General features: G+C 51.9%; 13 protein-coding genes. 6 read left to right on the top strand and 7 right to left on the bottom strand.

Annotated features, from left to right (window positions below):
* Nucleotides 1-10: 10 nt before the first annotated feature.
* The 5 genes from MKX70_RS06570 to MKX70_RS06550 form a co-directional block, all read right to left on the bottom strand.
* The gene (locus MKX70_RS06570) at nucleotides 11-592 is read right to left on the bottom strand and encodes a GNAT family N-acetyltransferase (RefSeq protein WP_042240926.1); all 582 of its coding nucleotides are present in this window, start codon (nucleotides 590-592) and stop codon (nucleotides 11-13) included.
* Between the two features lie 78 nt (nucleotides 593-670).
* Nucleotides 671-2,377, bottom strand: coding sequence for an ABC transporter ATP-binding protein (locus MKX70_RS06565; protein ID WP_042240929.1), 1,707 nt, complete (start codon nucleotides 2,375-2,377; stop codon nucleotides 671-673).
* Nucleotides 2,378-2,712: 335 nt separating this feature from the next.
* The gene (locus MKX70_RS06560) at nucleotides 2,713-3,525 is read right to left on the bottom strand and encodes a sugar phosphate isomerase/epimerase family protein (RefSeq protein WP_340839724.1); all 813 of its coding nucleotides are present in this window, start codon (nucleotides 3,523-3,525) and stop codon (nucleotides 2,713-2,715) included.
* A gap of 20 nt (nucleotides 3,526-3,545) precedes the next feature.
* Nucleotides 3,546-3,995 carry a tetratricopeptide repeat protein gene (locus MKX70_RS06555; RefSeq protein WP_340839723.1) on the bottom strand — a complete coding sequence of 150 codons (450 nt, stop codon included), beginning with the start codon at nucleotides 3,993-3,995 and terminating at the stop codon, nucleotides 3,546-3,548.
* A gap of 90 nt (nucleotides 3,996-4,085) precedes the next feature.
* Complete coding sequence (locus MKX70_RS06550; protein ID WP_042240936.1) at nucleotides 4,086-5,324, bottom strand: ATP-binding protein; 1,239 nt, start codon at nucleotides 5,322-5,324, stop codon at nucleotides 4,086-4,088.
* Nucleotides 5,325-5,541: 217 nt separating this feature from the next.
* Between MKX70_RS06550 and MKX70_RS06545 the strand changes: the two genes are divergently transcribed.
* The 3 genes from MKX70_RS06545 to MKX70_RS06535 all read left to right on the top strand — a co-directional run bounded on the left by MKX70_RS06545 (nucleotide 5,542) and on the right by MKX70_RS06535 (nucleotide 8,504).
* On the top strand, nucleotides 5,542-6,339 hold the full coding sequence (locus tag MKX70_RS06545; protein ID WP_340781606.1) for an AIM24 family protein: 798 nt from the start codon (nucleotides 5,542-5,544) through the stop codon (nucleotides 6,337-6,339).
* A 62-nt stretch (nucleotides 6,340-6,401) separates the two neighbouring features.
* Nucleotides 6,402-7,901 carry a GNAT family N-acetyltransferase gene (locus MKX70_RS06540; protein ID WP_340839721.1) on the top strand — a complete coding sequence of 500 codons (1,500 nt, stop codon included), beginning with the start codon at nucleotides 6,402-6,404 and terminating at the stop codon, nucleotides 7,899-7,901.
* 24 nt (nucleotides 7,902-7,925) lie between these two features.
* Entirely contained in the window at nucleotides 7,926-8,504 is a 579-nt protein-coding gene (locus MKX70_RS06535) for a class I SAM-dependent methyltransferase (RefSeq protein ID WP_042240943.1), read from the top strand.
* Between the two features lie 74 nt (nucleotides 8,505-8,578).
* Here MKX70_RS06535 and MKX70_RS06530 read toward each other — a convergent pair whose 3' ends face one another.
* Both MKX70_RS06530 and hprK read right to left on the bottom strand, forming a co-directional pair.
* The gene (locus MKX70_RS06530) at nucleotides 8,579-8,863 is read right to left on the bottom strand and encodes an alpha/beta-type small acid-soluble spore protein (RefSeq protein ID WP_340839719.1); all 285 of its coding nucleotides are present in this window, start codon (nucleotides 8,861-8,863) and stop codon (nucleotides 8,579-8,581) included.
* Nucleotides 8,864-8,927: 64 nt separating this feature from the next.
* The gene (gene hprK / locus MKX70_RS06525) at nucleotides 8,928-9,845 is read right to left on the bottom strand and encodes an HPr(Ser) kinase/phosphatase (RefSeq protein ID WP_042240949.1); all 918 of its coding nucleotides are present in this window, start codon (nucleotides 9,843-9,845) and stop codon (nucleotides 8,928-8,930) included.
* 178 nt (nucleotides 9,846-10,023) lie between these two features.
* Between hprK and MKX70_RS06520 the strand changes: the two genes are divergently transcribed.
* From MKX70_RS06520 to MKX70_RS06510, 3 genes are all read left to right on the top strand, one after another.
* On the top strand, nucleotides 10,024-11,658 hold the full coding sequence (locus MKX70_RS06520) for a histidine kinase N-terminal 7TM domain-containing diguanylate cyclase (protein WP_340841626.1): 1,635 nt from the start codon (nucleotides 10,024-10,026) through the stop codon (nucleotides 11,656-11,658).
* Between the two features lie 170 nt (nucleotides 11,659-11,828).
* Nucleotides 11,829-12,755 (top strand): phosphotransferase enzyme family protein, encoded by a 927-nt coding sequence (locus tag MKX70_RS06515; RefSeq protein WP_042240951.1) that lies wholly within the window; start codon nucleotides 11,829-11,831, stop codon nucleotides 12,753-12,755.
* A 121-nt stretch (nucleotides 12,756-12,876) separates the two neighbouring features.
* Nucleotides 12,877-14,283, top strand: coding sequence for an S-layer homology domain-containing protein (locus MKX70_RS06510; RefSeq protein ID WP_063840089.1), 1,407 nt, complete (start codon nucleotides 12,877-12,879; stop codon nucleotides 14,281-14,283).
* Nucleotides 14,284-14,396: the final 113 nt, after the last annotated feature.

Here is a 14,396-nt window from a genome sequence, read left to right as displayed (position 1 = left end):
CATCCTAGGGTTATCCTCCACTGCCAAGCCGCCCAGCAAACCGCTCCCTTTCCAGCACATGCAGCAGTTCACCGTTGCAGTCCTCATAATCGCCGGTTAGCCCGGCCAGCTCACGTTCAAACCGGAAGCCCAGCTTCCGGAATACCCCGAGTGACGCTGTGTTCAGCGGATCTGCCTTGGCGTATAACCGGTCCAGCCCGATGACATTGAAGGCATAAGCCGTGAGCGCCCGGGCGGCCTCGGTAGCATACCCCAGGCCCCAGTGCTCACGCCCGATCAGATAATACAGCTCGGTATCCGGTACGCTGAAATCCAGCACACCGAGGCCGCACCAGCCGATCAGCTGTCCGGTTGCCTTGCTACAAACCGCAAAGGAATATTTGAACGGCAGCTCAAACGGCGTATGATAGCTGAACATCAGCCAGCGGAACAAGCCTTCATATTCATGCCGCTGCATGACCTCCATATGCATGAAGGCCAGCACCTCCGGATTCTGCATCAGCGCGAAGGAGGCGCCAAGATCACTTTCAATATAGGGACGGATGATTAATCGCTCCGTTTCCAGTCTCATCTTGGACAGAATTGAATTCATTGCCGGCAGCCTCACTTTCAGGTTCTCTAGAACCCAGCATAGTACAGGCCGGAGAGGGGCTACAAGGTACAGTTTGATTTAATCCGTTTGTCCCCTGCCGTTATTCCACAGCGTTCGGAAGGAATCGCAGCCTTGGATCAGAGAATCGAAATCCCCTTCCCCCGTCAGCCTGCCCTGCTCCATAACCAGGATCTTATCTACTCCGCTGATGAAATTCAGCCGGTGCGCGATAATAATGACCGTCTTGTTCCTGAACTCCGTAAATACCGTTTCCATCAGGCTCTTCTCCGTGATATTATCCAGCGCTGATACCGGCTCATCGAGAATGATCAGATTCCGCTTCTGCAGGATCGCCCGGGCAAAAGCCAGCCGCTGTCGCTCACCGCCCGACAATTTCAGGCCACGCTCACCAACCATCGTGTCCAGCTTCTCCGGCAGCTCCAGCACCTTATCCTTCAGATGGACCTTGTCCAGAACCGCATACAGCTCCTCATCCGCCACATCCTGGTCAAACACCATATTGCCCCTGATCGTGGTATCGAATACCGGACTGTCCTGCGACAGATAGGAGATATGATCATAGTAGCTGTTCAGACTCAGCTCATCGATATCCGTGCCGTCCACCAGCAGCTTGCCGCCGCCTTTCTTCAGCAGGCCCGTAATCAGCTTAATGACCGTCGACTTTCCGCTTCCGCTTAAGCCAACCAGTGCAACTGAGGTTCCGTGCGCGATGGAGAAGGACAGCCGGTCCAGCACCTGAACCTCCCCGTAGCCGAAGGACACGTCCCTGAATTCAAGATCGCCCTGCAGCCCGGCCACCGCCTTCCCCTTCTCCAGATTGGCGTCCTCCGGGGCGTTCAGGAATTCCCCGAACCGCTGGTAGGTCACCCTGTTCAGCTTGTAGCCGACGAATAACACGTTGAAGATGGCAATCGGCGTATATATTTTCTCAATGAACATGAACAAGGCCACCATAACCCCGACCGAGGCCTGACCGGACACCACATTCTTCACTCCATAGAGCAGGACAATCACTTTAATAACCGTAATGAACAATTCGAATAAGGCAAAAAAAGACTCATGGATCATCTGCAGCTGAGCGCTTTTCCGAATGATCTGCCGTGCGGTCTCGTTCAATCTGCTGATTTCCTGCGCATACTTCTTATTGGTCCGGAACACAACCAGCTCCATGAATCCGCGGATTGAATAGCGGGACATAGCCTCCTGCTCCTGGAGCACAGCCGCTTTAATCCGGTAGAGGTACTTCAGCAGCACATTCGTGATCCCGAAGATCACCACATACCCGCCTGCAATCACCAGCATGATTCTGAGGTCATAATAGCTGATGAAGAACAAGCTGAAGAGGATGGTAGGCAGCAGCTCGTGCAACGTCCCCAGAATAAAAGAAAACAGAATGCTGTTTCCGGCCGCCGCCCCGTTCTCAATCACCTTGATCATCTGGCCTGTGCCCATATTCTGATAGGCGGTATAATCCATTCTGGAGATTTTGGACAAGGCCAGAATCTTCAGCCTTTCCGTGATGCTGTTTGACAGATGGGCGCCCGGATATTCATCCGCATAATTCAGAAGTACATTCGCACCCAGCAGCACCCCGTAGATGACAATCCAATGTGTGATTTCGCTGAAGCCCGTTCCATCCACCGCCTGATCGAGAATCTTCTGAAAGACCACTATGCCCAAGCTGCTTAAGAATTGAATGGCGAAACCAAGAAGGATATACAGAGCAATCCACCCTTTGAGGTGGACAAGACATTTCCGCAGCATAATTACAATCCCCAATCTTCAATATGAGTATAAAAAAAGCCGGGATCACGCTTCGCCACCCAACGCTAATGAACCCCCTGCATACGCAGTGTGGTCCTTACGTTGAATAACTCAGTGTCCCGGCTCTAAAAATGAATGCCTGGCACCGTCCAAGGTTATAGTTATCTGTGACCAAGAGGACAGACTGCCCCCTTGGTGGCTGGTACGCGTTCTACCCAGCCCGGTAACTAGTTCCTTGCGACGGTACGGAATGGCATCCATTTCACCTCGATTGTAAGATTGTCTTTCATTGTATGCCCCGGCCAGCCCGGCCGTCAACCTTCAAGATTGGCGGCCTAATCCAGCATGGAGCGCAGCCAAGCCGCCGACTGCTCCATATAACCCAGCTGGTCTACAGCATCGAAATGCTCGATGGCCAGTGTATCTGCGTATCCCTCTGCCTTCAGCATCCGGAGCACCTCGGCGATGCGGATGCAGCCTGAGCCTACAGGGGACGGATACAGCGGAATCCCGCTTACACTGATTCTGGGCTCCCCGCCGTTGTCTTCCAGCGACCGGTCCTTGCAGTGGACATGAACGGTCCGCTCCTTCAGCTTCGCGAACGCTTCCAATTCATCCTCGCCGCGGTAGATGAAGTTACCGGTGTCGAAGGTGATCGCCAGCTTAGGCACCTGCTCCAGGAACCAGAGCAGCTCGTCCGCCGACGAGAACGGCGCCCGGATATCGTCGAAATCCTCCATCGTCACACGGATGCCCTTACGCTCCGCGTAATCACAAATGGCATTCAGCGCTGCAGCCATGCTCTGAAGAGCCTGACTCCGCTGCTCCGGGCTGGCCGTATCCCGGGTGAAGCCCGGGATGACCAGCACCTTGCCAGCTCCGAAGTAGGCTGCCGTATCGATAAATGCGTACCCCGGCTCCGGTGCAGGCTGATTACCGAAGTCAAAAAAAGCATACATCGACGCCACGGAGAGCCCCGCCGCATCCAGCCTTTTTATCATCGCCTCCGTACCGGTCAGCGCCTCTTCCAGATCTAGCTCTACCGCTTCTATGCCATAGGCATGCACTTTGTCCAGTACATCCGTAAGCGGCAGGCCGCTCTGCTCGCTTGCCTTCACAATATGATTGTAAAATACCGACAGCTTCAAGCTCTCCAGCCCCTCTCAGCCTAGCGCTTAGTATCCTCAGCATCCTTAGAATCCGAGCTAACGTCCGCTTCTTCGGCCGAATCCTCAGCATCCCCAGAATCGTCAGGACCCTCCTGCACGCCCGCTTCATTCCGGCTCCATTCCAGGAACTCAATAATGTCCTGATCCTCAGGGTCCAGCTTATGGGCCTTTTCAAAAGCCTTGATCGCCTCATCATACTGGTCCAGATAATAATGCGCGTAACCGACGCGGAAATGCCACAGCGGATCTTTTTTGCCTTTGTCGGCAGTCTTGTTGAACCATTTAAGCGCTTCCTTATAACGTCCCAGATTATTGAGCGCCCGGCCCAGATGGACCGCCAGCTCATCATCGATCAGCGGTGTGGGCACCTCTTTGATGCGGGATACGATTTGTTCGAACTCATCTTCCTCATGCCAAGCATTCAATTGCGCAATTAACTCTTGTCTCATTTACAAACAGCCTCCCGGTTAATATATCCATTCCTCTAAGAGCTACTTTATCATTTTCACGGAGAGTTTCCCACTGTTGCCCTGTCCGCCCTAAGCCGGGATGGCGATCTCGAAGGTGGTTCCCTTTCCTTTTTCGCTTCTAACCTCGATAACTCCCTTAACTTTGTTGATCGCACTGTAAGCCATGAGCATGCCCAGACCCGTACCTTCTTCTTTGGTGGAATAGTAGGGTTTGCCCAGACGTGAGATTTCATCCTTCGTCATCCCGATGCCGGTGTCGCGGATGGTAATGATAATATTCTGCTTCCTTTCGGAGATATCAATGGTCAGAACGCCGTCTTCCATTCCCTTCATCGCTTCAATCCCGTTTTTGTACAGATTAATCAGACATTGCTGCATCAGATTCCGGTCATAATGGGCGCAGAGCGAGTTGTTGAAGCGGAACTCAACCGCTACCTTGTGGATTGTGGCATACGGCATGATGACATTCTTGGTGTACTCACACTCCGCCTGGAGGTTGGAATAGACCCTATTCTCCGACTGCGGCTTGGCAAAAGAGAGATAATCGCTGATGATCTTCTCCGCCCGGTTCAGCTCCAGCAGCGACAGTTCAATATACCCCTTCTCTTCGGGCGTAAGCGTCTTCGATTTGTTCAGCAGCTGAAGGAACCCGCTCGTCACGGTTAACGGATTCCGCATCTCATGGGAGACGCTGGCCGCCAGCTCACTAACCACATTAAGCCGCTCCGACTGCATAATCCGGTCACGATTCCTGAGATTGGTAATGATCTGCTCCAGCAGAATCATTAAGACCGCCATCACGGCTGCATGAGTGGTCAAAGCATAGAAGGCGAGCATCCAGAACTGCATATCCAGCGACTCCATAACCATGCTCAGCACAATCAGATAACAGCCCATCGTAAGCACGGCAATGACGGTTGCCCAGCTGATCCGGACCTTTGGCTTCGAACGGATAAATCTTGAACTTAATAACGGCACAACGACCAGAACTGCTGTTGAAAAAAGAAACGAGTGAATCGTTCCCTCTCCGCCTATATAGAAACGGTATACGTTTAGTATCAGATAGAGCGGAAGAACATTTTTGTACCCTCCATACAAAGCTGCGATAAGAAACGGAACATACCGCAGGTCAAAGATAAACCCCGTTTCCAGCCGGATCGGCTTGGCGATACACAGGATCATGGTTATAGCTGTGAGCAGCACAAGAATCTTCCGGTTATAGGCGTGTGGCCTATTCTCAAAGAAGATCAGAAAGATAAGTACCGGAAACAGCATAAACAAAAAATTAAGAAGCAACGTCTCAAACAAGGGTAACTTCCTTTCGGCTCCAATACGGGTATGGTATCTGCATTTGTGTTCTGAGCACTATACTTAGAACATTACGCTAATCTATTATTATAAGTAAAGCTAAACTGGATTACTATTAGAATTTTCTATGATTTTCCATTATTTTACCCACCTGTTATGGACTCTGCTATAATCAATTGACATGCCCAAATAACTGCATCTCAGGGGAGGAAGCATTATGGCTTTTACCATTAATAATTTGAAGGATAACCCTAATGTTGTAATTAAGGAACAGCTTGGCGGATTCTCGGTCATTGAATACAAGGAGGATCTTAGCAGCACCTCCATGCTGGAAGCCCAGGCCAACTTCTTCATGAGCAAGAGCAATATGCGCAACAAGCAGCTGATGATTGAGCTAACGAATAGCGAGGTTATGCTGAGCGCAGGCGCTATGCAGTATATGATCGGCAATATTGAAATGACGTCGGGTGTCAAAGGTGTCGGAGGCTTGATGCGCAATATTATATCCAGTGCAGCAACCGGCACGAGTGCCATCAAACCGCTCTATAAAGGGACGGGGACGATTATGCTCGAAACCACCTACAAATATCTCTGGCTGATTGATGTCGACAACGACCATATCGTGATTGATGACGGCATGTTCCTGGCCTGCGAGTCCACGCTGGATATTGCTGTCGCTGCACGCAAGAATGTATCCTCAGCCGTCCTCGGCGGAGAAGGGCTGTTCAACCTGAGCGCACGGGGGAAAGGGATTATCGCTCTTGAGGCTCCTATTCCATCCGAGGAAGCCGTGGTGGTCGAGCTGCAGAATGACGTGCTGAAGGTAGATGGCAATTTCGCGTTGATGTGGTCGAACTCGCTTGACTTTACCGTAGAGAAATCAGGGAAGACCCGCATGGGCTCTGCCGTTTCCGGCGAAGGCCTGGTCAATGTCTACCGGGGAACCGGTATGGTCTGGCTGGCACCGCTCATGAATTACAAGAACAGCCTGTTTCAGGCTGCACCTACCTCCTGACTCTGAGGCCACTTGAGACAATGCTCCATCCACCTAATTCATCCAAAGGACGGGCCATCCGTATGTCTATTCAAGCTGTATTATTTGATTTCGACGGAACACTTGCAGATACACTGCCTTTATCCTTCCATGCGTTCCAGGCTGTATTTCAGCAATACGATCATAGAGAAGTCACCCGCGATGAACTTGTCGCCATGTTTGGCCCCACCGAGGAGGACATCATTGGCGGCAATTTCGCTGACCCGTCTTCCGTTCCGCAAGCTATAGAAGATTATTATTCATTATATGAGCAGGGGCATTTCGGAGAATTCCAGAATGACGGGCACATTGTAGAATTACTTCAGGCCCTGAAGGCGCAAGGGATGAAGCTTGGCGTCATTACCGGTAAAAGCAGACGGGCCTATCAGATATCGGCCGGGGCGCTGGATCTGGAGCGCTTCTTCGATATCTCCATTACCGGAGATGATGTCGTTAAGCCCAAGCCTGATCCCGAAGGCATACATTCGGCGCTGCGTACACTTGGCATGGATCCCTCTAATGCTATATTCGTTGGGGACAGTAATGCGGATATTCTCGCGGGCAAGGCTGCCGGACTGCCGACCTACGGTGTCCGCTGGCTGTCCACCTTCCAGAGCCAGGCTTACGATGTCCCGCCCGATGGCGTGTTTGACAGTGTTGATGAGTTCCGCAAGCTTCTCAAGTTAAATAACATCATGGCAATGACTTACCACTCCAAGCAGCAAGCGGCGGACATTACTCTACTGGAGCAGCAGTGCAGCCACGCGGATTCGCTCAAATTAAGCTCAGATCTTGAGCATCTCGTCAAAGAGGATGGCGACCATGCCCTGCTCTGCTATCGCGGAAACCAGCTCATAGGTTTGCTGAGCTGGTTTGCTTCCGAAGGCGATTATGCGCAGATCAATGCCATGGTCCATCCGGAATACCGCCGCCAGGGTGTATTCCGCAGCCTTTTGCAGCGGGCCAAGGAAGATATTGCGCCTCTCACTGTACACAGCCTCAGCTACAGGGTTCCAAGCCGCTCACAGGCAGGACTCCGCGCGGCCCAGGCTATCGGTACTGAGTATGACCGCTCTGAATACGCGATGTCATATGCCCATACGGAGTCCGGCAGAGAACCCGCTCCGGCAGAATTGCGTCTGCTGCCTTCCTTGCCGGAGGATTTCGAATTCATGGTCTCCTGCTCGTCCCGGGCCTTCGGGGACCCCGAAGACGCCACCCGGGAGTATTTCCTGCAGACGAAGGAACCAGAGCGTATCACCTATATTGCCTGGGCGGGCGGCCAGCGGATCGGCCTGATCCGGGTGAATTACGTGAATGAGGCAACCGCCTTTATCCATAATTTCTGCATATTGCCCGCTTGCCAGGGCCAAGGGTATGGCGGGAAGGTGCTCCGGCAGACTGTTGATTTCCTGCTGCAGAAGAACTATTCTTCGATCCGTCTAGGTGTTGTCACCGAGAATGAGCGGGCTTTGACCCTCTACCTCAATGCCGGCTTCAAGATCAATTTCGAGTATAAATATTACAGCGGCAGCCCGGCGTGAGCACAGATTAAGAAGGAGCGATATATGCCCGTTACCGAGAGTATTCCCTGGATTGCCGCATTTCTCATTCTGCTGTCCGTAGTCTGGATTGTGCTCGTAAGCTGGAAGAACGGAATATCGCCGATGCCCGCCTCCAGGGCTGTAAGGGCGGCAGTAGCCGTGGAGGTGAACCGTATGCCGGGTTATGCCAATGTTCTGGAGGCGGGGTCGGGCTGGGGAACGCTGGGCCTGGAAGTCATCCGCCGCTGCCCCGGCAAACGGCTGACCGGCATAGAGAACTCAAGGATTCCCCTAGGGTTCTCACAGCTGTTTGCGGTAGTATGCACACGGTTTCTGCCAGTGAAGAGTGAACGGGAGCGGCTGCAGGGCAAGGTCATTTTTAGGCGGGGCGACATATATAGAAGCTCTTATAGCGATGCCGATATTGTGCTCTGCTACCTGTTCCCCGGTGCCATGGAACGGCTTGCTCCCAAGTTCAGGCAGGAGCTGCCGCCGGGGGCAGCCGTGATCAGTGTCTGCTTCGCTCTCCCGGACAAGCAGCCGGTCCGCATCATCACCTGCCCGGACCGGCTGCGGACGAAGGTGTATGTCTATATTTTCTGAATATTACCTGCGTATAAACTGCAAATAGCCCAAAAGCATGCCGCTGCTTTGGGCCATTGGAGGGATCGCGTATTCTAGGATTTCCCCTTGTCCGCTAACTGCTCCTGTGCCAGACGGACCATCTCCCGGACCATGGAGCCTCCGATTCTGCCGCCAATCTGCCCCGCAGATTCCGTGGTCAAATTGCCGTTATTGCCCGCCTGCAGCGGGATACCGAGCTCCTTCGCCACCTCGTATTTCACATCGTCCGGATGATTCGGATCTACATGGTATCCTTCCTGCTTCATGACCTCTGCTTTGAAGGTCTGCATGCCCTGAGCTGACCCGGGCACCGCATATCTCCTGTTTCTTCTCGCCATTTCGGATACACTCCTCTGCTGTCTTTTATCTAAGTTGCCCTGGAGTGTGTGGGATTATCCCGCCTTAAGACTGCATCCCGTCTTCAATCCGCTTCATGAAGTCTTCTACCGCGCTGTATCCAAGCTGCTTGAGATACCAATTATTCGCAGCAGCTTCGATCAGGCCGGCCACATCGCGCCCCGGCTGAAGCTGAACCTCGATATGCGGGATTTGAACGCCGAGATATTCCGTGAACTGGGGAACCAGTTCCAGGTCATTGTTGAGTGAATTCTCCTGCCACGGTGCCAGCTCGATATCCAGTACAATCCGCGTCTCATCCTGGAAGGCCCTGCGCCCGTACTGGCGTACGACATTGATCAGGCCGATGCTGCGCAGCGCCAGGAATTCGCGGGTCGTCTCATTGTGCGTCCCGAGAAGCGTTGCCGGCCCCAGCTTCTTGAGCACTACAATATCATCGGCCACGAACCGGTGGCCCCGCCGGATGAGTGTATGCGCCGTTTCGCTTTTACCGATCCCGGACTTGCCCCGAAGCAGGATCCCGATGCCCGACACATTGACACACACCCCGTGAATCGACAGCTCCGGCGCCAGCGTTTTTACCAAATAGCTGTCCAGCTTGGCAATAAACTCCGTGGTCACCTCTGGTGTCCGCAGCAGCGGAATGCCCTCCTGATTACAGTATAAGGTGAGGTAAGGGATCTCTTGCTGGCCGCTCGTTACAATGAAACAAGGCGGATGATATTTGACGATATTGCCGATGTGCAGCATGCGTTCCTCTACACTCAGCGTTAATAAATAGTTGATCTCCTTGCGGCCGAGCACCTGCACCCGCGCCATCGGAAAGAAATCGAAATAACCGACAAATTCAAGTCCGGGCCTGTGCGTCCGTGGACGGGTAATGATGCGGTCCATGCACCCTGATCCTGCCAGCACTTCCAAATGGAACTTGTCCGTAAGGTTCTGAACGGTGATAGATTTCATATTATTCTCCTCCCAACCATTTTATTCCGATAGATTCACTTAAAAATCTTGTAATCTGCACACGCTAATTATATATTAAAATCAATATATAAGACCTTAGACCCAGAAAAAGCAATAAACACTAAATATATCAAGAAGGTGTAGTATATTGGCCTTGGAGTCTTGGATTGATCTGATAATGTGCTTTGTCTTGTTCCTTTTGTTTATATACATATTTATTTCTGTGGGTACGATAACCAATTTGCACAAAGTCTACCTGGGTTTTCATTTCTCCATGATGATCTGGCCCTACTGCCAGTTTGCCATCCGAACCGTTGATGATCCCATCTATCAGCTATTCTATGTAAAGCTTGCCTTTATCGATGCCTCCCTGCTGACTACAGGCTGGATCTTCTTCACCATTCTGCTCTCAGGCCAATCGCAATTTCTTAACCGCAAAACATTAATCGCCCTGCTTGTTCCAGCATTCCTGTCCTCGCTGGCTGTTGTGCTGAATCCGAACGGCTGGTTTGTTCTCCCGGTAAACGGCGGATATGTTGAGCGGATCTACGGACCTATTTTTTGGATCAACATGTCTATTCTTATTCTTAATGCCAGCGTGTCGCTGTACATCATTTATGTAGCCCTGGTGTCCCGTCAGGCGCCGCGAATCAAGAATCAGATCATGTATATGCTAAAAGGGATCGTTGCCGTCTGTTTCTTCCTGATGATCGATGTGTTCCTGAACGTAGTGCTGGACGATTACCTGCCGGTCATTCCGGGCTTTACTTCGCTCGGCATTGTGGTGTCAGCCACCTTCTTCGTGATTACCATTCACCAGGACAAAGTGTTTGATATTGTAACTATCGCCCACCAGGATATCATCAATACGATGGAATACGGAATTCTCGTCCTCGACGATCAAGAACAGGTGGTCGAAATCAACCAGGCTCTGCATCCCCAGATCCGGCTGAATCCCGGGGAGAGGTTCGATATGGCCAGCCACCTGCCCGGCGGCAATACCGTCAAGACCGAACAGTTCCTGCAAGCCTACCGTGACCATCCGCTTGAGGTGGCCGAGACAGAACTAATGTATCCCACACTCCAAATGTACATCAGCATTCATGCCGCACCGATTATGGTGAGCGGTGTGAGGGTCGGACGGATTGTCACCTTCCAGAATATAACCGAGCTTCGGCGCCTCATTGATGAGACGAACCAGCAGAACACCATTCTGCAAGAGCGCAACTCCGCTTTAATCAAAGTCCACGAAGAACTGTTCCAGACGAACGCCAAGCTCCGGAAGATGGCCATCACCGACAGCCTGACCGGCTGCTTCAACCGGCATTATCTGATGCAGCAGCTGGAGCATGAATTGCTGAAGGAGCGCGATCATCACTCCCCTTCGACCATTATACTGATCGACATCGATTATTTCAAAATGGTCAATGACCGTTACGGACATCTCGCCGGAGATGAAGTCATTTGCAGTACGGTGGAGGTTCTGCAGCGCAGTCTGCGGCAATCCGATATCCTGGCCCGTTATGGCGGCGAGGAATTCATAATCTACCTGCCGGATACGGACGAGGCCGATGCGTATAATCTGGCGGAACAGCTTAAATCGAGCATTGAGACCAATAACATCAGAATTGATAATATAGACGAGGCTATATCCATCACCATCAGCATAGGACTGCTTAGCATCGGGGAATTCAAGGTCCCCCCGCCCATGAGCTCAACGACTTACTTGAATGATTTGTTCAAATCGGCGGATAAAGCCCTATACGCAGCCAAGCATCAAGGCCGCAATCAGATTGTTTCCGTGAAAAGTTAGCGAATACACATAAGCCACCCGGCTCAGGAAACCGGGTGGCTTAACTTTTGTCTGCGGGGCTGTTCCCTATTGTAACTTTAATTATAGCTAAGCTTTCTCTATACATCCGGTTTCGCCAAGCAGGATAATGAATAACAGTTAGAACAATTCGTCAAAAGGGGATACCGCCGATGGATTATGATCATCTTATCCGCGAGATTAACCGCTCCTACCCGCTCCGTATTGAGCAGCTCCGGCTTCACCGGGAGATGATCGGCGGGGTGTATTTCGCAGAGGGCGAAGGTAAGCGTTATGTACTCAAAATATACCGCAGCTTCAAGACAGCCGATGCCCTGCAGTCCGTCCGTATTCTTGATTATTTAGAGGCTCATTCTTATCCTGCCGTTACTGTTCTGCGGACGGCGGGGCAGGAGAGTCATATCCTTCTTGAAGCTCAGGATGGCTTGCAGGCAGCGGTGCTCTTCCGCTATGCCGAGGGGGCTACGCCCGATGGGATAGCCGAAGCAGAGGTTATCGGTCAACAAACCGGCGAACTGCATCAGCTTATGCAGGGCTACCCGGATGAACTGATCCACCGGACAAAAACCGACTACATCGGTGACTATCTCTCCATTATGCGCGAACTGGACTGTGCTTCCGAGTCCGTTACTGCGCTCGAACACTATGGCAATGAACTATGGAGCCGTATGTCAGAGCTACCCAGACACTTTTGTCATGGCGATCTGCATACAGGCAACATGCTCAGGGACAGCCGCGGGCAATACGTCCTTATGGACTTCGATGACGCTTCAGGGGATTATCCGGCCATGGATGTTGCCTATATGTCTGATAACACTCACTTTAATCAATTTCACGAGTCCATGTATGATGACACCCGGCGTCTGTTTGAACAGTTCTATTCCGGATATAGTAAGCTGCGGACCTTGAGTGACAAGGAGTGCTTAGCCGTATTGGATTTCATTGCGGTCAGACATTATCAGATCATCTCCAGAATTGTCCGCTGCCAGGGCTTGCAGTCGGTATCGAAGGAATTTTGCGATGAACAGTACAAATGGCTTATGAATTGGCGGGAGCTTTGTCTGAGCAAACAATACTAACATTAAGACAGGGCTCGGGGTTTATTAGGTTTGATAAATTAAATCCTGCTGTAACCTTTTTGCAGGGCGGCACGTCTAAGATCACAAATAAACCACAAACTACTCTACGAGGTGACTGACAATGAAGAACACATTCAAGATCATTACTATGTCTGCTGCTGCTGCACTGGCGCTCAGCTTCGCGGGGCAACAGTTCGCTTCTGCGGCAACCTTCAAGGATATTAATAATGTGCAGGATAAAGACAAGATTATTGCACTGCAGAATAGCGGCCTGATCAAAGGGATCAGCCAAGATCTGTTCGGCCCAAATATCAGCATCTCTGAGGCTGAAGGTGTACAGATGATCGTAAATGCTCTTAACCTGAACCTGGATCTGATCCGGTTCGTGAAGGAGCCGCATGCCACCGACTATTTCAAGAATGCCAATGATTCCGCCTGGTATGCAGAGGCGCTCATTATTGCCGGTGTCCACGGGCTGGATCTGCCCGCCGACCTGAAGCCAAACCAGAAGCTGACACGTGAAGAATTCACGCACCAGCTCATTGATGCGATCGAAGCCAGCGGCCAGCTGCCGATGATCAAGCCGGTTGTTATTGATTATAAGGACCAGGATCAGGTCAAAGCCGAATATTCCGGTTCGATCCAGCGCGCCCTGAACTACGGTGTCCTGAAGCTGGACGCCAGTGGCAAGCTAAACCCCAAGCAGGAAATCTCCCGCGCCGAAGCAGCTGTAGCGATCAGCAATGCGCTGGCGTATCTGAAGGCACATCCGGCACCGGCTGCGGTGAGTGAGACGCTTACTGCCGAAGAGGCTGTTCAACTGATCAAGGAAGCCGCAGGACCGAAGGCGGACCTGCAGATCAAGATTGATCCGGCAGCCAGCATGTCCCGCGAATCGTTCACCTACCTGCTGGTGCATACCCTCCAGACCAGCGGACAGCTGCCGATGATCAAGCTCATTCCGGTTGAAGTCAAGGATGCGAGTCAGATGGATATCTCCAATTCGGGCGCTATTCAAACCGCGCTGGCGCTTGGCTTCGTTACACTGGATGAGTCCGGCAATTTCAATCCAAAGGGTGATATTACACGCACCGCCGGTACGGATATCGTGAATAAAGCGGTGGAATACTTGAAGACTCATCAAGCACCCGCAGCAGAGAGCGAAGTTCTCACGGCTGAGCAAGCTGTTCAACTGATCAAGGAAGCCGCAGGACCGAAGGCGGACCTGCAGATCAAGATTGATCCGGCAGCCAGCATGTCCCGCGAATCGTTCACTTACCTGCTGGTGCATACCCTCCAGACCAGCGGCCAGCTGCCGCTGCTGAATCTGATTCCGGTAGAGATCAAGGATAATGACAAGATCAATATCCTGAACTCGGGAGCCATTCAGACGGCCATTGCCTTGAAGATCGTGAAGCTGGATGCTGACGGCAAGTTCAATCCGCAGGCTGGAATCACCCGTACAGACGCGGCCGCTATGGTTAGCCAGGTTCAGGAGATCCTGAAACGGGCTGCTGCCCATCAATAATACCCGGAACATTCCAATTTCCCGCCAGCTATAGTCAGCTCAAAAAGCACAAGTCAACGGCTTGTGCTTTTTGGCATATTCTATGATCGCCGCCCGGATGCTTGTCAACACGA

Origin of the sequence: Paenibacillus sp. FSL R7-0312 (assembly GCF_038004445.1) — a bacterium.
Classification (GTDB): domain Bacteria; phylum Bacillota; class Bacilli; order Paenibacillales; family Paenibacillaceae; genus Paenibacillus_AQ.
This window is presented reverse-complemented; position numbering and strand designations above follow the sequence as displayed.

Coding starts and splice junctions, on each gene's coding strand:
- MKX70_RS06570 (WP_042240926.1), bottom strand. CDS start 592: ATGAATTCAATTCTGTCCAAGATGAGACTGGAAACGGAGCGATTAATC.
- MKX70_RS06565 (WP_042240929.1), bottom strand. CDS start 2,377: ATGCTGCGGAAATGTCTTGTCCACCTCAAAGGGTGGATTGCTCTGTAT.
- MKX70_RS06555 (WP_340839723.1), bottom strand. CDS start 3,995: ATGAGACAAGAGTTAATTGCGCAATTGAATGCTTGGCATGAGGAAGAT.
- MKX70_RS06545 (WP_340781606.1), top strand. CDS start 5,542: ATGGCTTTTACCATTAATAATTTGAAGGATAACCCTAATGTTGTAATT.
- MKX70_RS06540 (WP_340839721.1), top strand. CDS start 6,402: ATGTCTATTCAAGCTGTATTATTTGATTTCGACGGAACACTTGCAGAT.
- MKX70_RS06535 (WP_042240943.1), top strand. CDS start 7,926: ATGCCCGTTACCGAGAGTATTCCCTGGATTGCCGCATTTCTCATTCTG.
- MKX70_RS06530 (WP_340839719.1), bottom strand. CDS start 8,863: ATGGCGAGAAGAAACAGGAGATATGCGGTGCCCGGGTCAGCTCAGGGC.
- hprK (WP_042240949.1), bottom strand. CDS start 9,845: ATGAAATCTATCACCGTTCAGAACCTTACGGACAAGTTCCATTTGGAA.
- MKX70_RS06520 (WP_340841626.1), top strand. CDS start 10,024: ATGTGCTTTGTCTTGTTCCTTTTGTTTATATACATATTTATTTCTGTG.
- MKX70_RS06515 (WP_042240951.1), top strand. CDS start 11,829: ATGGATTATGATCATCTTATCCGCGAGATTAACCGCTCCTACCCGCTC.
- MKX70_RS06510 (WP_063840089.1), top strand. CDS start 12,877: ATGAAGAACACATTCAAGATCATTACTATGTCTGCTGCTGCTGCACTG.